The organism is Streptococcus sp. FSL E2-3494 (assembly GCF_038007085.1).
Classification (GTDB): domain Bacteria; phylum Bacillota; class Bacilli; order Lactobacillales; family Streptococcaceae; genus Streptococcus; species Streptococcus thermophilus.
The window spans coordinates 718691-737250 of sequence record NZ_JBBOWN010000001.1; the positions used below are offsets into that span (position 1 = coordinate 718691).

The 18560-nt window shown below is 39.7% G+C and carries 15 protein-coding genes and 5 pseudogenes; 15 read left to right on the forward strand and 5 right to left on the reverse strand.

Annotated features, from left to right (window positions below; all coding sequences use genetic code 11):
* Positions 1 to 114: 114 nt before the first annotated feature.
* Positions 115 to 690 (reverse strand): CYTH domain-containing protein, encoded by a 576-nt coding sequence (locus tag NST05_RS03825; RefSeq protein ID WP_084828985.1) that lies wholly within the window; start codon positions 688 to 690, stop codon positions 115 to 117.
* A 95-nt stretch (positions 691 to 785) separates the two neighbouring features.
* Between NST05_RS03825 and NST05_RS03830 the strand changes: the two genes are divergently transcribed.
* The 5 genes and pseudogenes from NST05_RS03830 to NST05_RS03850 all read left to right on the forward strand — a co-directional run bounded on the left by NST05_RS03830 (position 786) and on the right by NST05_RS03850 (position 5594).
* Positions 786 to 1460, forward strand: a complete 675-nt coding sequence (locus NST05_RS03830) for a GTP pyrophosphokinase (protein ID WP_049554140.1) — start codon at positions 786 to 788, stop codon at positions 1458 to 1460.
* A complete protein-coding gene (locus NST05_RS03835) occupies positions 1432 to 2268 on the forward strand; it encodes an NAD kinase (RefSeq protein WP_082245815.1) in 837 nt (278 codons plus the stop codon). Before NST05_RS03830 ends, NST05_RS03835 begins: the two co-directional genes overlap by 29 nt.
* Positions 2265 to 3161 (forward strand): RluA family pseudouridine synthase, encoded by an 897-nt coding sequence (locus NST05_RS03840; RefSeq protein WP_014727627.1) that lies wholly within the window; start codon positions 2265 to 2267, stop codon positions 3159 to 3161. The genes NST05_RS03835 and NST05_RS03840 overlap by 4 nt, the downstream gene beginning before the upstream one ends.
* A gap of 13 nt (positions 3162 to 3174) precedes the next feature.
* The gene (gene pta / locus NST05_RS03845) at positions 3175 to 4158 is read left to right on the forward strand and encodes a phosphate acetyltransferase (protein ID WP_084828984.1); all 984 of its coding nucleotides are present in this window, start codon (positions 3175 to 3177) and stop codon (positions 4156 to 4158) included.
* An 84-nt stretch (positions 4159 to 4242) separates the two neighbouring features.
* Positions 4243 to 5594, forward strand: a pseudogene (locus NST05_RS03850) (IS3 family transposase).
* Between the two features lie 59 nt (positions 5595 to 5653).
* Here NST05_RS03850 and NST05_RS03855 read toward each other — a convergent pair.
* A complete protein-coding gene (locus tag NST05_RS03855; RefSeq protein ID WP_100262689.1) occupies positions 5654 to 6847 on the reverse strand; it encodes an L-lactate MFS transporter in 1194 nt (397 codons plus the stop codon).
* 346 nt (positions 6848 to 7193) lie between these two features.
* Between NST05_RS03855 and NST05_RS03860 the strand changes: the two are divergent.
* The 8 genes and pseudogenes from NST05_RS03860 to NST05_RS03895 form a co-directional block, all read left to right on the forward strand.
* Positions 7194 to 7508: pseudogene (locus NST05_RS03860) on the forward strand (TatD family hydrolase); the annotation flags it as partial.
* Between the two features lie 31 nt (positions 7509 to 7539).
* Positions 7540 to 7950: pseudogene (locus NST05_RS03865) on the forward strand (ABC transporter ATP-binding protein); the annotation flags it as partial.
* Positions 7944 to 8134 (forward strand): annotated as a pseudogene (locus NST05_RS03870) (IS3 family transposase); the annotation flags it as partial. The pseudogenes NST05_RS03865 and NST05_RS03870, both read left to right, overlap by 7 nt.
* A 235-nt stretch (positions 8135 to 8369) precedes the next feature.
* Complete coding sequence (locus tag NST05_RS03875; RefSeq protein WP_064355565.1) at positions 8370 to 10340, forward strand: peptide ABC transporter substrate-binding protein; 1971 nt, start codon at positions 8370 to 8372, stop codon at positions 10338 to 10340.
* Positions 10341 to 10400: 60 nt separating this feature from the next.
* A pseudogene (locus tag NST05_RS03880) lies at positions 10401 to 11894 on the forward strand (ABC transporter permease).
* Positions 11894 to 12820: an oligopeptide ABC transporter permease OppC gene (gene oppC, locus NST05_RS03885; protein WP_084828982.1), complete on the forward strand. Its 927-nt coding sequence runs from the start codon at positions 11894 to 11896 to the stop codon at positions 12818 to 12820. The pseudogene NST05_RS03880 and the gene oppC overlap by 1 nt, the downstream one beginning before the upstream one ends.
* Positions 12821 to 12829: 9 nt before the next feature.
* Entirely contained in the window at positions 12830 to 13915 is a 1086-nt protein-coding gene (locus NST05_RS03890; protein ID WP_084828981.1) for an ABC transporter ATP-binding protein, read from the forward strand.
* The gene (locus NST05_RS03895; protein ID WP_082245810.1) at positions 13908 to 14837 is read left to right on the forward strand and encodes an ATP-binding cassette domain-containing protein; all 930 of its coding nucleotides are present in this window, start codon (positions 13908 to 13910) and stop codon (positions 14835 to 14837) included. Before NST05_RS03890 ends, NST05_RS03895 begins: the two co-directional genes overlap by 8 nt.
* Before the next feature lie 49 nt (positions 14838 to 14886).
* On the opposite strand, the gene NST05_RS03900 is transcribed toward NST05_RS03895, so the two are convergent.
* The 3 genes from NST05_RS03900 to NST05_RS03910 are packed head-to-tail and all read right to left on the reverse strand — an operon-like array spanning position 14887 to position 16764.
* Positions 14887 to 15672 (reverse strand): hypothetical protein, encoded by a 786-nt coding sequence (locus NST05_RS03900; protein WP_011681414.1) that lies wholly within the window; start codon positions 15670 to 15672, stop codon positions 14887 to 14889.
* A gap of 11 nt (positions 15673 to 15683) precedes the next feature.
* Entirely contained in the window at positions 15684 to 16382 is a 699-nt protein-coding gene (locus NST05_RS03905) for an ABC transporter ATP-binding protein (RefSeq protein WP_011226301.1), read from the reverse strand.
* 4 nt (positions 16383 to 16386) lie between these two features.
* Entirely contained in the window at positions 16387 to 16764 is a 378-nt protein-coding gene (locus NST05_RS03910) for a GntR family transcriptional regulator (protein ID WP_011681413.1), read from the reverse strand.
* Positions 16765 to 16948: 184 nt separating this feature from the next.
* Here NST05_RS03910 and NST05_RS03915 point away from each other — a divergent pair, with 184 nt between their 5' ends.
* The gene (locus NST05_RS03915; RefSeq protein ID WP_011681412.1) at positions 16949 to 17743 is read left to right on the forward strand and encodes an HAD-IIB family hydrolase; all 795 of its coding nucleotides are present in this window, start codon (positions 16949 to 16951) and stop codon (positions 17741 to 17743) included.
* Positions 17736 to 18551 carry a Cof-type HAD-IIB family hydrolase gene (locus tag NST05_RS03920; RefSeq protein WP_024010001.1) on the forward strand — a complete coding sequence of 272 codons (816 nt, stop codon included), beginning with the start codon at positions 17736 to 17738 and terminating at the stop codon, positions 18549 to 18551. The genes NST05_RS03915 and NST05_RS03920 overlap by 8 nt, the downstream gene beginning before the upstream one ends.
* Positions 18552 to 18560: the final 9 nt, after the last annotated feature.

Consider the following 18560-nt stretch of genomic DNA (forward strand, 5'->3'; position numbering starts at 1 on the left):
TCCTTGTCTTAAAATGAGGTAAATGGTTTTTATAGACGTTTTGACGGTGGAAGGTCCGCCTCAGAACGGATCAAAAAAGACTAGCAGAATTTCTATAAACTCACATTTCACCAACTAGTCTTTATCTCGCTTTAGGGTTGCTATAAAACGTGCAACCTTACTCTTGGCATACTTAAAGTTAATATTATTTTCCTTAAGAAAGGCATAAAAGTCGTCTTTACCTCTCTTGGCATCTGAAACTTCCAACTCAAGCTCATAGTCTTTCTTATCAGCATAGACATTGACATCAAGTGCCATGAGACCAATATTGGTCTGGTATTCACGACGGGTTGTGGTTAAATGTCCTAGGATGGTTAGATCCTCTAACTTAACACCACGTTCCAGAAGAATGGACTTGATTTGGCAATCAGGGAAGTCAAGAGACTTGGTCATAGCCTTAGCCTCTGAACAGTCCATGGTGACATTGTATTCCATATTTCCGACCTTTTCAGGAATTTTCAAGGTCAACTCACCATGAGTGGGAAGGGTTCTGATACGTAAAGACAACCTTTTATTCCTCATGTCACCTTGGGGTGTATCAATGTAGTAATTGGTTTGCGTAACAGGTGTTACATGGGAGAAAAGCACTGCTAAACGATTATACTCGTCTTTGGTGAGCAGAGTCTTGTACTCTATCTCTAAATGGTTCATGTGTGTCCTCCCTTGTTCTTTTAAATGTGGTATAATATAACAGATTATATTTATTTTATAAAAAACTAAAGCTTTTGACAAGGAGGAGTCCTATCTTGACCATGGATTGGGAACAATTTTTAGACCCCTATATTCAGGCCGTAGGTGAGCTCAAAATCAAGCTCCGAGGCATTCGTAAACAATTTCGTAAGCAAAACCGTCACTCGCCTATTGAGTTTGTGACGGGACGTGTGAAGTCAGTGGCTTCCATTGAGGAGAAAATCGCCCTTCGTGGTCTTTCAATTGAAAATTTGGCTCAAGATATGCAGGATATCGCTGGTCTCCGAGTCATGGTCCAATTTGTCGATGATGTGGATGAGGTTTTGGCTTTGCTTCGTCATCGTAGTGATATGACGATTGTTTCAGAGCGAGACTATATCAGAAACCGTAAAAATTCGGGTTATCGCTCTTATCATGTTATTATCTCTTATCCCGTTGATACCATAGATGGTCGTAAGGAAATTCTTGCAGAGATTCAGATTAGGACTTTGGCCATGAACTTTTGGGCCACCATTGAACATTCTCTTAATTACAAGTATCAGGGGAATTTTCCTGAGGAAATTAAACTTCGCTTGGAAACTACGGCCCGCATGGCTTATGAGCTTGACGAAGAAATGCGGAAGATACGTGATGATATTAGAGAAGCCCAGTTGCTCTTTGATCCAATTAATAGAACTTTGAAGGATAGTGTAGGAAATAGTGATGACACAGATGAAGACCTCTTCGGATGAGATGAAGGTAGCTATTATTGCCAATGGCAAACCCCAAAGTAGGCGTGTTGCCTCGAAACTTTTTAATGCCTTTCGAGATGATCCTGATTTTTATTTGACCAAGAAAAATCCAGATGTGGTCATCTCAATTGGTGGTGATGGTATGTTGCTATCGGCCTTTCATATGTATGAAAAAGAGCTTGCGCGTGTGCGTTTTGTAGGGATTCACACGGGTCATCTAGGCTTTTATACGGATTATTTGGACAGTGAAGTGGATCAATTAATCGAGACGCTTCGAAAAGATAGTGGTGCAAAGATTTCTTACCCTCTTTTGAATGTCAAATTGACCCTGGCTGCTGGTCGTTCTTTTACGTCAATTGCCCTCAATGAAGCAGCAATTAAGCGTAATGAGAAAACCATGGCAGCAGATGTTTGCCTTAATGATGTCTTGTTTGAGAGCTTCCGTGGAGATGGATTGTCGGTGTCAACGCCTACAGGATCAACCGCCTACAATAAATCTTTGGGTGGTGCGGTACTTCATCCCACTATTGAGGCTTTGCAGTTGACAGAAATTGCTAGTCTTAATAATCGTGTTTACCGTACCTTAGGTAGTCCACTTATCGTGCCAAAACATGAGAAGATTACTGTCTATCCTACTCGAATGGGGAGCTACACTCTGTCGGTTGATAATAAGACCTATACCAACCGGAATGTGAAAAAGGTAGAATTTTCGATTGACCAACGTAAGATTTCTTTTGTTGCTAGTGCTAGTCACACAAGTTTTTGGGAACGTGTCCGTGAATCCTTTATTGGAGACATGGAAGAATGAGATATGAATTTACTGTAGGACGTTCATGTCGAGTTAAAACCTTTTTGAAGGAGCACGATATTTCAAAAGGACTTCTAGCCAAAATTAAGTTTGAGGGAGGTCACATCTGGGTCAATGGTGAGGAGCAGTTTGCGACTTATCCTGTCCATGAGGGAGACGTGGTTGCCATAGAAATCCCTGATGAGGCCCCGCATGAAACCTTGAAGCCAATTCCTTTTGACTTGGATATAGTCTATGAGGATGATAACTTCTTGGTGATTAATAAACCCTATGGCTATGCTAGTATTCCAAGTGTTAACCATGATAATACCATGGCTAACTTTGTCAAACATCACTTTGTCAGCAATAATTATCCCAACCAGCGTGTCCATATCGTGACACGTTTGGATAAGGACACATCTGGTCTCATGCTGTTTGCCAAGCATGGTTACGCCCATGCTCGTATGGATAAACAGTTACAACAGAAGTCTATAAAAAAACATTATTATGCCTTGGTTGAAGGTGAGACCAAGCTTGAGCAGCAGGGTGAAATCATTGCACCGATTGCGCGTGATGTGGATTCCATTATCACACGTCGAGTCCATAAATCGGGGAAATATGCCCACACTAGTTATCGTTTGGTAGGTGATTATGGTAGGGTTAAACTGGTTGATATCAATTTGCATACTGGGCGTACCCACCAGATTCGTGTCCACTTTGCCCATTTGGGACTCCCCCTTTTAGGAGATGACCTTTATGGTGGTTCTCTAGACTATGGTATTGAGCGCCAGGCCTTGCATTGCCACCGACTTGCATTTGTTGATCCTTTCACCAAAAAAGAAATGGTCCATGAGTCTTCCTTGACAGATGATTTCGAAACCGTTATCATGGGCTTGAAAACTAAAAAAGATTGATTGAGGAATTTTTATGCGTAGTCTATTTGGTGAACTTCGTGAACATATTTCAGGGAAAGGTGTTAGGATTGTTTTCCCTGAGGGTAATGATGACCGTGTGGTTCGTGCAGCTGCCCGTTTGAAATTTGAAGAATTAGTTGATCCTATTATTTTGGGAGACCCAACAGAGGTTCACAAAATCTTGAACGATCTTGGTTTTGTAGACTTTAACTGTACTATTATTAATCCTGAAACCTATGAAGGCTTCGAGGAAATGAAGGAAAAATTTGTTGAAGTCCGTAAAGGGAAAGCGACAATTGAAGATGCAGACAAGTTGCTTCGTGATGTCAACTATTTTGGTGTTATGCTAGTTAAACTTGGTTTAGCAGATGGAATGGTTTCAGGCGCGATTCACTCAACAGCGGATACCGTTCGTCCTGCTCTTCAAATTATCAAAACGAAACCTGGTGTTTCTCGTACATCAGGTGTCTTCCTTATGAACCGTGAAGACACCAATCATCGCTTGATGTTTGCCGACTGTGCTATCAATATTGAACCAAATTCTCAAGAATTAGCAGAAATTGCAATTAATACTGCAGAAACAGCTAAAGTTTTTGGTATTGATCCTAAAGTGGCGATGCTTAGCTTCTCAACAAAAGGTTCCGCTAAATCACCAAAAGTTGACAGGGTTGTTCAAGCAACAAATATTGCTAAAGAAATGCGTCCTGACTTGGCTATTGATGGTGAGTTGCAGTTTGATGCAGCCTTTGTTCCAGCAACAGCAGCTATTAAGGCACCAGACAGTGACGTAGCAGGACAAGCTAACGTCTTTGTCTTCCCATGTTTACAGGCTGGTAATATTGGTTATAAGATTGCCCAACGTTTGGGAATGTTTGAGGCTATCGGACCAATCTTACAAGGTCTTAATAAACCAGTAAACGATCTTTCTCGTGGTGCTAGTGCTGAAGATATTTACAACTTAGCTATTATCACAGCTGCTCAAGCTCTTAATAATTAAAAGCAATAATAAAAGAAAGTCTGGCTAAGTGAACTGCACCCCAAAAGTTAGATAGAAAAATCTAACTTTTGGGGTGTTTTTATTATGAAATTAACTTATGAAGATAAAGTTCAAATATATGAATTGAGAAAGCAAGGTCAAACCTTCAACCAACTTTCAAAACGATTTGGTGTGGGTGCTTCTGGATTAAGATATATGACGAGATTGATTGAACGTTACGGAATAGAAATTATCAAGAAAGGTAAGAATTGTTACTATTCTCCAGAATTAAAACAACAAATGATTGATAAAGTGCTACTTGAAGGTCGTTCACAAAAAAGTGTAAGTCTTGATTATTGTCTTCCAAGTGGTGGAATGTTGCCTAACTAGATAGCACAATATAAAAAAATGGGTATACAATTCTTGAGAAAAGAAGAGGCAGAGTACCTAAAATGGGGCGTAAACGTAAGAAAGCTTGGGAAGAAATGACAGAACTAGAGCGATTCCAAGAGGAGAATGAACGCTTACGTACCGAGGTGGCCTACCTAAAAAAGTTAAAAGAGTTAGAGGAAAGGGACGAAGCCTTACAGCGAGAAAGGCAGAAACAGTTAGAGAAAATGGTTTCAGGAGGATTTCGACTAGATTTACTTCTTGAAACAGCACGTTTAGCTCGCTCGACTTACTATTATCAGTTGAAACAACTAGATGGGCACGACAAAGATGAAGAGACTAAAGGCTAAATTCAAGAAATTTATTATGAGCATAAAGGAAATTATGGCTATCGCCGAATAACTCTTGAATTGAGGAATCGTGGTTTTGTAGTGAACCAGAAGAAGGTCCAACGTCTGATGAAGCTCTTTGGTTTAAGTTCCCAAATTCGTCGTAAACACAAATATTCTTCATACCAAGGAGAAGTTGGCAAGAAAGCAGATAACCTTATTCAACGCCAGTTTGAAGCAGCCAACCCAATGGAAAAGTGCTACACAGATGTGACAGAGTTTGCCATTCCAAATAGCACACATAAATTGTATTTATCGCCTGTTTTAGATGGTTTCAACAGCGAAATTATCGCTTATAATCTCTCAACTTCACCAAACTTAGAACAAGTGAAATCTATGTTAGACCAGTCCTTCACAGAGGAGCATTATGAAAATACAATTCTCCATAGTGACCAAGGTTGGCAATACCAACACCAGTTTTATCATGATTTTCTTAAGCAAAATGGAATTCGTCCATCCATGTCCCACAAGAGAAACAGTCCAGATAACGGTATGATGGAATCTTTCTTTGGCGTCTTAAAATCTGAAATGTTTTATAGTTTTGAGAAACAATTCAACTCACTTGACGAGCTCAAACAAGCCATTATCAATTACATTGATTATTACAACAACAAACGAATTAAAGCAAAACTAAAAGGACTCAGCCCTGTAGATTACAGGACTAAATCCTTTCAATAATTAATTGTCCAACTTTTTGGGGTTAGTACATTGTAGGGGGTTATTTTTATGACAAATATTTATTTTCTTTTTTGTGATTTTAGACAAAGTGTAATAGCTAGCGCAAATAGATAAAGTAGGATGAAGACGACAAGAGTGCTTGTGTATGATTTGGTTGCTGAGTATATGACAGCAAGCAACATTGGACCTGCTAGCGCAGCCATTCCCCAAGCTGTTAAAATATAACCGTGCATGGTTGCTAGCTCTTTAGCACCGAAAATATCGCTAAGATACGGTGGAATGAGTGAGAAGCCAGCTCCGTAGCAAGTCATGAGCACAGCCATGGCAATGGTGAATAATGCTGGCGCGTGAAGGAATATGAGAGATATAGTCATGAGGATATTAACAACAAATAAAATAGTGCAGGTCAGCGGACGACCAATATAGTCTGACAAGCTAGCCCAGAGCAATCTTCCAAAGCCATTGAAAATTCCCATAAGCCCGACGATAATGGCAGCTTGGTTAGCAGTCATGCCAGCTACATCTTGTGCCATAGGTGAGACAACAGAGATTAAGGCAAGCCCACAAGAAATGTTGATGAAGAGAATTAGCCAGAGCAGGTAAAATTCAACCGTTTTTAAGGCTTTTTTAGCCCCAATACCTTGGCTTAATTGCTTATGACTGTCGTTAGTATCCTGTTCACTGTAGTATGGAAATTTGAGAAATTGTGAGACGATAAGCATAACCAGAAAATAAGCCACACCTAACAGGTAAAAGGTGTTGATAACATCATATTTGGTGATTAAGAAATACGAAATTGGACTGGTTAAAAGAGAGGCAAAGCCAAACCCCATGATAGCTAGCCCAGTTGCCAGCCCACGTTTATCAGGAAACCACTTGATAATCATTGATACGGGTGTGACATAGCCCGTACCAAGCCCGATACCGCCAAGAACACCATAGCCTAGATAAAGTAGTAAAAGACTATGATTAGCAAGTGCAACACCGGTTAAAATATTTCCAGATGCGTACAGGATAGCTGAGATGGTCCCAGTCACCCTAGGACCAAATTTATCAACAACTTGTCCCATAAAGGCAGCAGACATGCCCAGACAGAAAATCGCAAGTGAGAAGGCAAAAGCAATTGACGATTGATTCCAGCCAGTTTCAGCGATAATAGGATTACGATAAACACTCCAAGCATAAGTAGATCCCAACATTAAATGCAAGATAACACCGCAGCTTGCGATGAGGTAACGATTTTTGGCTAACATATTTTCTCCTTTTTACGAATATTAAACCAATTAATTTTTATAAACGATAGGATATTATTGTATATTATTTTTTTAAATAAGTAAAGTAGTATTTATTTTTAAATAAACACGTACAATATAAAAAGAATGAATAATAACGTTCAGAGTTTGATGATTTGGTTAAATAAGTTTTTATTTTTTGATGATAAAGTTATCAACATGTGAAAAACTTAAAATGTTTTTAAAATAGTCATTATCCACAGAACGACCAAGGGTGAGAGATTTTAAGGTAAAATAAGGGGAACTTTCCCCCCATTTTCCTCACACTTGCTTTGGTGTCTTTTGTGGTGTGTGTTATAAAAAAAGCATGGAAATTTTCGATACACATACGTATCTTAACGCTGATGATTTTGCTGGTCGTGAAGCAGAAGAATTAGCCCTCGCTAAAGAAATGGGCGTTACTCGACACAACGTCGTTGGTTTTGATGCACCAACCATTAAACGAGCTATTGAATTAGCTGAAGAATACCCAGAAATTTATGCCACAATCGGTTGGCACCCAACTGAAGCTGGCTCTTATAATCAAGAGGTTGAGGATATGATTGTCGCCAACCTATAGCATCCAAAAGTGATTGGTCATGGTGAGATTGGACTGGATTATTATTGGATGGAAGATCCAAGAAATTGGTGTTGGTCCACGTAGTGGCATTATTCACTCACTTTCTGGGGGACAACGTCAACGTATGGGGATTGCGAGTTCTTTGGTCATGCAGCCTGATTTGATTATCACTGATGAACCAATCTCAGCCCTTGACGTGTCAGTTCGTGCTCAAGTTTTGAATTTGCTTAAGAAATTCCAAAAAGAGTTGGGGTTAACCTATCTCTTTATCGCTCACGATTTGTCAGTGGTTCGTTTCATTTCTGACCGTATCGCTGTTATCTAAAAGGGGACAATCGTGGAAGTTGCTGAGACAGAAGAGCTCTACAACAATCCTATCCATCCTTACACCAAGTCACTCTTGTCTGCTGTTCCTATTCCAGATCCAATCTTGGAACGTAAGAAAGTCTTGAAGGTTTATGATCCAAACCAACACGACTATTCGGTTGATAAACCAGAAATGGTATGATGGGATCCTTCTTTGGTATTCTTAAGTCTGAGATATTTTGTGGTTACGAGGCTACCTTTCAGTCACTTGAGCATTGAAATAAGCTATTGTAGACTATATTGATTATTACAACAACAAACGTATTAAGGTAAAATTAAAAGTACTCAGTCCTGTGCAATACAGAACTAAATCCTTTGGATAAATTAGTTGTCTAACTTTTTGGGGTCAGTACAAAGCGACTGGGCTTTTTTGTGGAACTTTTGTAATTAAAAATAAATCAATGTTAACTAAATGAGAACCTTTATTGATAAGGAATTACAGTTGTTATCGTGTTTACATTATGTTATCGAATTTTACAAAATTTTCTGATAAAAAGCTAGACTGCTTGATTATTTATGCTATAATAAAGTTGTAAAAAATTTTTTTGGAGGCATTTTATGAAAAAAAGCAAATGGTTGGCCCTCGCGGGTGTAGCACTTCTAGGTGTTGGTGTGTTAGCGGCTTGTTCATCTAAATCAAACACTAGCGGAACTACTTATGGTTACGTTTACAGTTCGGATCCAGAAACTTTGGATTATATTACATCAAATACGGGACCTACAAAATCTGTTGTGACAAATGGTGTAGATGGACTTATGGAAGCGGACAAATATGGTAATCTTGTTCCATCAGTAGCTGAAGACTGGTCTGTGTCTAAAGATGGTCTTACTTATACCTATAAAATTCGTAAAGGGATCAAATGGTATACTTCTGAAGGTGAAGAGTACGCTAATGTTACTGCTAAGGACTTTGTAACGGGTCTTAAACATGCTGCGGATTCCAAAGCAGGTGGTATCTATTTGGTTCAAGATTCTATTGCTGGATTGTCTGACTATCTCTCTGGTACCAATAAAGATTTCTCGAATGTGGGTGTCAAGGCAATTGATGACTATACTTTGCAGTACACGCTTAAGCAACCAGAACCATACTGGAACTCTAAGACAACTTATAGTTTGCTTTTCCCAGTAAATGAAGACTTCCTCAAGAATAAGGGAAAAGATTTTGGTAAATCAACAGACCCAACCTCTATCCTTTATAATGGACCTTTCCTTCTCAAATCTTTGACAGCTAAATCTTCAATTGAGTTGGTTAAGAATGAACATTATTGGGACAAGAAAAATGTACACTTTGATGCCATCAAATTCTCATATTATGATGGTTCGGATCAAGATGCTCTAGTACGTGGTTTCACTGATGGTGCTTATAATTTTGCTCGTGTCTTTCCAACAAGTTCAAACTATGCTTCTGTAGAGAAGAAATATAAAGATAATATTTTTTACACAGAACCAGGTGCATCTACATTGGCTATTGGTGTAAACATTGACCGTCAAAGCTATAAATTCTCAGCTAAGAAGACAGATGCTGAAAAGACATCAACTAAGAAGGCTCTTCTAAACAAAGACTTTCGTCAATCAATCAACTTCGCTATTGATCGTACAGCCTATCAATCACAAGTAAACGGTAAAGATGGTGCAACTCTAGCTGTTCGTAACCTCTTTGTGCCTTCTGATTTTGTGAGTGCAGGTGATAAGACCTTCGGAGATCTTGTAACAGAGAAAATGTCTTCATATGGGGATGAATGGTCAGGTGTGAATTTTGCTGATAGTCAAGATGGCCTCTACAATGCTGAAAAAGCTAAGACTGAGTTTGCCAAAGCTAAGGATGCTCTCCAAGCAGATGGTGTTCAATTCCCAGTTCATTTGGACCTTCCAGTTGATCAAAGTTCTAAACTTAATGTTGCCCAAGCCCAATCTTTGAAACAAACCATTGAAAAATCATTGGGTAGCGAAAATGTTGTTATAGATATTAACCAATTGTCATCTGATGATTTGGAAAATGCAACAGTTAATGCAGCCAACGCAGCAGCAGAAGACTGGGATATTTCAAATAGTGTCGCTTGGGCGCCAGATTACCAAGATCCATCAACCTACCTTGATATCTTTAAGACAACTTCAAGTGAAAACACTAAGGATTTCATGGGTTATGATGATCCAAATAATGCGGCAGCAGCCCAAGTGGGACTCAAAGACTATGATGCCTTGCTGAATTCTGCAGCTTCAGAAACAAGTGACCTTAATGTTCGTTACGATCGTTATGCTCAAGCTCAAGCATGGTTGGAGGACAGTTCGCTTGTGATTCCATTGACTGTTGGTAATGGTGCGGCACCAGTTATCTCACGCTTGACACCGTTTACCGGTGCTAGCATCCAGGTGGGTGATAAAAACTCATCAGACTACTTCAAATATGTGAAACCACAAGAAAAAGTAGTTACTAAGAAAGAATATGAACAAAGTCGTGAAAAATGGCTTAAAGAAAAGAAAGAATCTAACGAAAAAGCTCAAAAAGATCTTGAGAAACACGTTAAATAAAAGAACGATGGAACTTTCTCATTTGATTGGGAAAGTTCTTTTGGAATTAATGGAAGAGACATGAAAAGATATATTTTATTGAGAACCCTCCGTTCTATATTGTCAATATTTGTCGTGACGGCCTTGACCTAGACGATTATCTATACCATGGTGCCGAGGCGTCTGATTTTCAGACAGGACCCTAACTACAATAAGATTGCAAAGACAGCTGATTCTAAGATAAACTATGAAAATACAATCTTTGAACGTATGGGGTACATTGATTACTATGACACCAAGGAGTTGCAGGAGAATGCCAGCACACTTGATAAGTCGGTAACAACTAAGCCAACAAAAGCCAATAAAGCTATCTACCAAAAATATGTGGATAGTTTGGGACATGGCTGGCGTTTGCATCAGTTCAAGCAAAGTAAGCAATTCTATGCGACACGTGATGTGCCAGTGCTTGAACGTGTGTTTGAATTCTACACGCACCTCTTTGAATTTGACAATACTGGATGGGTTAAAGATAAAACAAATCCAAACTTGAAGCGTTACATCCGTATTGAAAATGATCCAGCTATTGGTTGGTCGGTTGTTGGTTCAGGGACTAAGCACAAATATTTGCTTTACTTTAACAGTCAGTTCCCGTTTGTTCACCAAAATTTTGTGAAGATGAATCTTGGAACTTCATACCCAACTTATGCTGGGCAAGGTGTTCTTGATGTTATTACACAAGGCCAAGGACAGACAAAAAGCTCTGTGGTTAACTTCCCTACTGGTAAGAAAATATCTTCAGTAGATATCTATTCTCGTACTTATAAATCACCTAGTCAGGCTGACGCTAGAGATCGTTCTTACTATGGTGATGATCCGTACACATCTACTAAGAGTCGTTATCAGTACCCATCAATGGTGACAAGCTCTGCCATTGCTGGTTTGATTGGTTTGGTCTTGTCTTATGCCTTAGCGATTCCATTGGGATCTTACATGGCACGCTTTAAAAATACACTCTTTGATAGTGTGTTAACAGGCGTCTTGACTTTCTTGCTTTCGCTACCGACGATTGCCTTGGTATATATCATTCGCTTGATTGGTTCTGAGATTGGTCTTCCGGATTCTTTTCCTATCTTGGGTGCGGGTGACTGGCGTTCATACGTCTTGCCATCTGTTATTCTCGGTCTCTTGTCAACACCAGGTCTTGCGATTTGGATTCGTCGTTACATGATTGACTTGCAATCACAAGACTTTGTTCGTTTTGCACGTGCCAAAGGGTTGTCAGAACAAGAAATTTCAAATAAACACATTTTAAAAAACGCTATGGTTTCCTTGGTTTCAGGGTTCCCAGCATCTATTGTTGGGGTTATCACAGGGGCAACCTTGACAGAAACAATCTTCGCCTACCCTGGTATGGGTAAAATGTTGATCGATTCTGTTCGTGCTTCTAATAATGCTATGGTCGTTGGGCTGGTATTTATTTTTACAGCTCTCTCCATCTTCTCATTGCTTGTGGGTGATATCCTTATGACTATTATTGACCCACGTATCAAATTGACATCTAAAGGAGGTAAATAATGGCTTCAATTGATAAAAGTAAGTTCCAATTTGTAAAGCGCGATGATTTTGCCTCTGAAACAATTGATGCACCGTCTTACTCATACTGGAAATCAGTGATGCGTCAATTTTTTAAAAAGAAATCAACAGTTGTAATGTTGGGAATCTTGATTGCTATTGTTTTGATGAGTTTCATCTACCCAATGTTTTCTAAATTTGACTTCAATGATGTCTCAAAAGTAAATGATTTCAGTTTGCGTTATGTACATCCAAACGCTCAATACTGGTTCGGTACTGACGGTAATGGTAAGTCTCTATTTGACAGTGTTTGGTTTGGGGCTCGTAATTCTATCCTTATCGCTGTTATCGCTACCTTCCTGAATGTTATAATTGGTTTGCTTGTAGGTGCTGTTTGGGGGATTTCTAAGACCTTCGATATGATTATGATGGAAATCTACAACATCATCTCAAATATTCCCTCTCTCCTTGTGGTTATCGTCTTGACTTACTCATTAGGTGCTGGTTTTTGGAATATGATTTTTGCCATGACCGTAACAGGTTGGATTGGTATTGCCTACACAATCCGTATTCAAATCATGCGTTATCGTGATTTGGAGTATAACTTGGCTTCTCGCAATTTGGGAACACCAACGGCTAAGATTGTGATTAAAAATATTATGCCACAACTTGTGTCAGTTATTGTAACCATGGCTAGTCAACTTTTGCCAGGATTTATCTCTTATGAGGCCTTCCTTTCATACTTTGGTTTGGGTCTTCCTGTTACTACGCCTAGTCTTGGTCGTTTGATTTCAGACTATGCACAGAATGTTACAGTCAATGCCTATCTCTTCTGGATTCCATTGACTACCTTGATTCTTGTTTCTCTTGCTCTCTTTATTATTGGTCAAAACTTAGCGGATGCTAGTGACCCACGTACGCATAGATAGGAGTCCAATATGACAGAAAATAAAAATGTAATATTATCGGCTCGCGATATCGTCGTGGAATTTGACGTTCGTGACCGTGTTTTGACAGCTATTCGAGGGGTTTCTCTTGATTTAGTTGAAGGTGAAGTTTTAGCCTTGGTTGGTGAGTCTGGTTCAGGGAAATCAGTCTTGACTAAAACTTTTACAGGGATGCTGGAAGAAAATGGTCGTGTAGCTAGCGGATCTATCGACTACCGTGGCAAAGACTTGACTAAATTTAAGAGTCACCAAGATTGGGCAGCTATCCGTGGAGCTAAGATTGCAACTATTTTCCAAGATCCAATGACCAGTCTTAACCCAATTAAGACTATCGGAAGTCAAATTATTGAAGTTATTGTTAAGCACCAAGGGAAAACAGCCAAGGAAGCTAAAAAAATGGCAATTGATTACATGGACAAGGTTGGTATTCCAGATGCTGAAAAACGTTTCAATGAATATCCTTTCCAATACTCTGGTGGGATGCGTCAACGTATCGTTATTGCCATTGCCTTGGCTTGTCGTCCTGATGTCCTTATCTGTGACGAACCAACAACTGCCCTTGATGTGACCATTCAAGCTCAAATCATTGACCTCTTGAAATCACTCAAAGAGGAGTATGGTTTCTCGGTCATTTTCATTACCCATGACCTTGGCGTCGTAGCAAGTATCGCGGACAAGGTTGCTGTCATGTATGCTGGCGAAATCATTGAATACGCAACTGTTGAGGAAATTTTCTATGAGCCTTGTCATCCATACACGTGGAGCTTGCTTTCAAGTCTGCCACAATTGGCTGGTGATAATGGAAAACTCTTCTCAATTCCAGGGACGCCACCATCACTTTATACACCAGTTGTTGGGGATGCCTTTGCCTTGCGTTCAGATTATGCTTTGCAGATTGATTTTGAGGAAAAAGCACCACAATTCCAAGTTTCAGATACTCACTGGGCTAAGACCTGGCTCTTACATGAGGATGCGCCAAAAGTTGATAAACCTGCGGTTATCCAAAATCTACATGAAAAAATCCTAGCCAATATGGGATTTGCACATTTAGGAGATGAGGAGGAAGGCAATGCCTGAGAAATTAGTTGAAGTAAAAGATGTGGAAATTTCCTTCGGCGAAGGAAAAAAGAAGTTCGTTGCTGTCCACAATGCTAATTTTTTCATCAACAAGGGTGAAACCTTCTCCCTCGTTGGTGAGTCTGGTAGTGGTAAAACGACTATTGGACGTGCCATTATCGGTTTAAATGACACAAGTAATGGTGAGATTATTTTTGACGGTAAGAAGATCAATGGATACTTATCACACTCTGAGAAAAACGACCTTATCCGTCGTATTCAGATGATTTTCCAAGACCCTGCGGCTAGTTTGAATGAACGTGCGACAGTCGATTATATCTTGTCTGAGGGCTTGTACAATTTCCATCTTTATAAAGATGAGGAAGAACGTAAGGCTAAAATCAAGGAAATCATCAAAGAAGTAGGACTTCTTGAGGAGCACTTAACACGTTACCCTCACGAATTTTCTGGGGGACAACGTCAACGTATCGGGATTGCGCGTTCTTTGGTCATGCAGCCTGATTTGGTTATCGCTGATGAACCAATCTCAGCCCTTGACGTGTCAGTTCGTGCCCAAGTTTTGAATTTGCTTAAGAAATTCCAAAAAGAGTTGGGGTTAACCTATCTCTTTATCGCTCACGATTTGTCAGTGGTCCGTTTCATTTCTGACCGTATCGCTGTTATCTATAAGGGAACAATCGTGGAAGTTGCTGAGACAGAAGAGCTCTACAACAATCCTATCCATCCTTACACCAAGTCACTCTTGTCTGCTGTTCCTATTCCAGATCCAATCTTGGAACGTAAGAAAGTCTTGAAGGTTTATGATCCAAACCAACACGACTATTCGGTTGATAAACCAGAAATGGTGGAAGTACGCCCAGGTCACTTCGTTTGGGGTAATAAGACAGAAATTGAGACTTATCGTAAAGAACAAAGTAAGTAAGTCTTTTCAATGCAAAAAAATCGTGTTCCAAAAGGAACACGGTTTTTCTTTAGTCCAAATTTAAATGCTTTGTCATGATATAGTAGGTACCAAAGTAACTTGCTGCGATGAGAACAAGAGACTGGACTAGACTAAAGATATATGACGAGTTATTAATTACAGTATTTGTTGCATTTCCGGTCAAGGCTGCACCGATTCCAAAGAAGAAACCAATAAAGAATAGGATGGCCTGAATGGTGAAATAGGCGACAAATCCCATACGAACTTTGTTGGTATTGAAGAGGTTTCCAATACTAATACAGAGGTAATAGAATAGGATACCGCTAATTTTTCCTAAAATTATAGAAGGGATGAAGAGGTAGAGGGCCCCCATTTCTTTTAAGATTTGACCGAAGTAGCTGGTAGTCAGGAGGATATCTTTTATATCAAGGTTGAAAGCGGCTATAATGCCAATTGAAGCGAGTACAACGAGAGATGAAATCGTATCTAAAATAAAAGCTGCCAAAAGTTTAGACAAGATTAATTGGTGGGCAGAAACTGGGAGTGTATTGGTTAGGTAGCCTTCTCGTCCAAAGACACTAGTCGCAAAGCGTTTGATAATGAGAACAATGGTTGCGATATAGATGGTTCCCCAAACAACAATGGTGGCAATCACAATCAGTGTAAAGAAAGCCATAAACAGTAAGCTTGGTTCCTTGTGGATGTGTTCAAAGGTGACCGTTAGTTTTTGAAGCATTAAGCCCAAAGGTATGGACAGTAGGATGGCAATTCCATAGATGCCAAGATACCACTTACGGACTGATTGTAATTCATATTTAACTAATTTCCAAAACATGCTCATACCTCCTAATTGTGGAACATCTCTCTGAAGAGTTTGTCAATAGACTTGCCATGGGCTTGACGGATATTATCTGTATCACCTTGAAGTTCGATCTGACCGTATTTTAAGAAGACAACTTCATCTAAGACAGATTCAATGTCTGCAATCAAATGGGTTGAAATAATAACAGAAGCATCTTCAGAGTATTGGTTGATAATAGTTTTTAGGATATAGTCACGTGATGCAGGATCGACCCCACCAATAGGTTCATCAAGGAGATAGAGTTTAGCCTCACGACTCATAACTAAAATCAACTGAACTTTTTCTTTATTACCTTTTGAAAGGTCTTTAAGTCGCAAATCAGGTTGGAGCTTTAGATCCTCCAAGAGTTGCAAGGCAAGAGGATAGCGGAAATCAGCGTAAAAATCTTGGAAGAAATCCAAGTAGTACTGGATTGTCTTACTTTCATCTAAATAGGTAATGTCAGGCAAATAAGCTACTTGCGCCTTAGTGATAGGTGACGGATGAAATCCATTAATGGTCACTAAACCAGAAGTCGGTTGAAGGAGACCGTTTAAAATTTTGATTAGGGTTGTTTTACCACTACCGTTCGGACCTAAAAGGCCAACAATTTTTCCTGACGGGATGGACATGGTCACATCTCTAAGGGCTGGAATACCGTTATAGGTCTTGGTGAGATTTGTTAGAGTTACAATATCAGTCATTGGTCTATAAGTCCTTTCCTGTTTGTTCGATGTAGTCAGTGATGATAGTCTTGATTTCAGGTGAGCTAAAACCAATGGCTGTCATTTCAGTGACAAAGTTTTTCATGAGAGTTTGAGCAATCTCGTGTCTTTTTTGATCAATGAGTTTCTCATCTTCAGTAACGAAGCGACCGGACGTACGGGCAGAATAAACCAACCCCTCTTTTTCAAGTTCTTGGAAGGCTCTTTGTACGGTGTTGGGATTGACACCGGCTTCCTGAGCAAACTCTCTCACGGGTAAAAGTTGTTGTCCCATACTTAATTCTTTGGAAACAATCTTCAATTTCACACGATAGGCGATTTGGAGATAAATTGGTGATTTTTCATCAAATGTCCAAGCCATAAGAGACTCCTTTCTAAGAGATATAAAAGTATTATTTTTTTGTACTAAAGTAATGATACAACTAAAAAGGTGATTTTGCAAGTAATAATCCATATTTTCTCTAATTTCTTTAGCTTTTCCCTAACTTATATCCTTATTTTTGGTACAATAGGGGCAAGTATATTCGACCTGAAGGGAGTTTATTTTGAATATTTTAGCGACAGATATGGATGGTACTTTTTTGGACCACCTTGGTTCCTATGATAAGGTGCGTTTAGATAAGCTTTTGGATGCTTGTGAAGCTAAAAATTACGTCTTTACAGTAGCTTCTGGTCGATCTCTCTTAGCTTTGGAAGAACTCTTTGACGGCTTTGTGGACCGCATTGCTATTATTGCGGAAAATGGGGCCTTGGTTCAGTACAAGGGTGAAGTCTTGTTTGAGTCTAAGCTAGAACCTAAAGACTATTTGGAAATTGCAGATACGACCTCAGCTTTACCAACTTGTGAGGGAATTCTTTTGTCAGGACGTCGAGGAGCCTATGCACCAGAAGATGCAGATCCAGCCTATCTTAAGGCCATGGAACGCTACTATGAAAATGTCATGGCAACAAACCTTGAAGGGGTTACAGATGATATTTTCAAGGTTACTGCTAAGTTTCAAGGGGATACCATCATGGAACGTGGTGACTATCTCAATACGATTTTTGAGGATATAACAGCTGTAACTACTGGCTTTGATTCTATGGATATTATCCTTAAAGGTGTAGACAAGGGATTTGGGCTTTACCATCTTTGTCAAGAGTTGGGGCGTCAGGCTTCAGATGTCGTTGCTTTTGGTGATAATCTCAATGATATGGAGATGCTGACATTTGCAGGATGTGCGGTTGCTACGGAAAATGCGCGTGATGAGATTAAGGAAGTGGCAGATGAGGTGATTGGTCACCATAGAGATGGTGCAGTCTTTGACTACATGGAAGGATTGGTAGGTTCAGATGGCTGAGATTAAATTGTTGGCCTTGGATTTGGATGGGACGCTATTTACCAAGGATAAGCAAGTGACTGCTGAAAATAGAGCTGCTCTTAAGGCGGCAGAAGCTAAGGGGATTCACGTGGTTATCACGACCGGTCGTCCCCTTCCAGCTATTAATCATGTCTTGGGAGACTTGGGTTTGTTAGACGACAAGCACTACAGCGTAACCTTCAATGGTGGGTTGGTTCAGCGTAATAACGGCGATATTTTAATCAAGAAAGAGATGACCAGAGATGATTTAAAGCAGATTTATGCTGTTTTTGAACCTCTGGGACTCCCTATGGATGTTCTTAGTGATGGTATTGTCTATGGAGTGCCTAGTAAAGGGAATCATTCGCTCTATCGTCAGGCTAATCCTACTTTGACTTTTGTTGATGTGGATAGCATTGATGACATTCCGCAAGATATCGTCTATAATAAGGTAGTTACGGTTTGTGAGGGAGACTTTTTGGATTCCCAAATTGGAAAACTACCTGACCATCTATACCAAGCGTTTGAGGTCTTTAAGTCTCGTGAAATTATCCTAGAGGTTATGCCAAAGGGTGTTCATAAAGCTGCGGGTTTGAGACTCTTGACTGATTATCTCGCTCTTGACAGAAGTCAAGTCATGGCTATGGGAGATGAAGAGAATGATTTGTCCATGCTAGAGTGGGCTGGTCTGGGTGTCGCTATGGCGAATGGTGTTCCTCAGGTTAAGGCTGTTGCTAAGGCTGTAACGACAAAAACAAATGAAGAATCTGGAGTGGCTGAGGCCATCCATAAATACATTCTAGAGTAATAAGGAGAA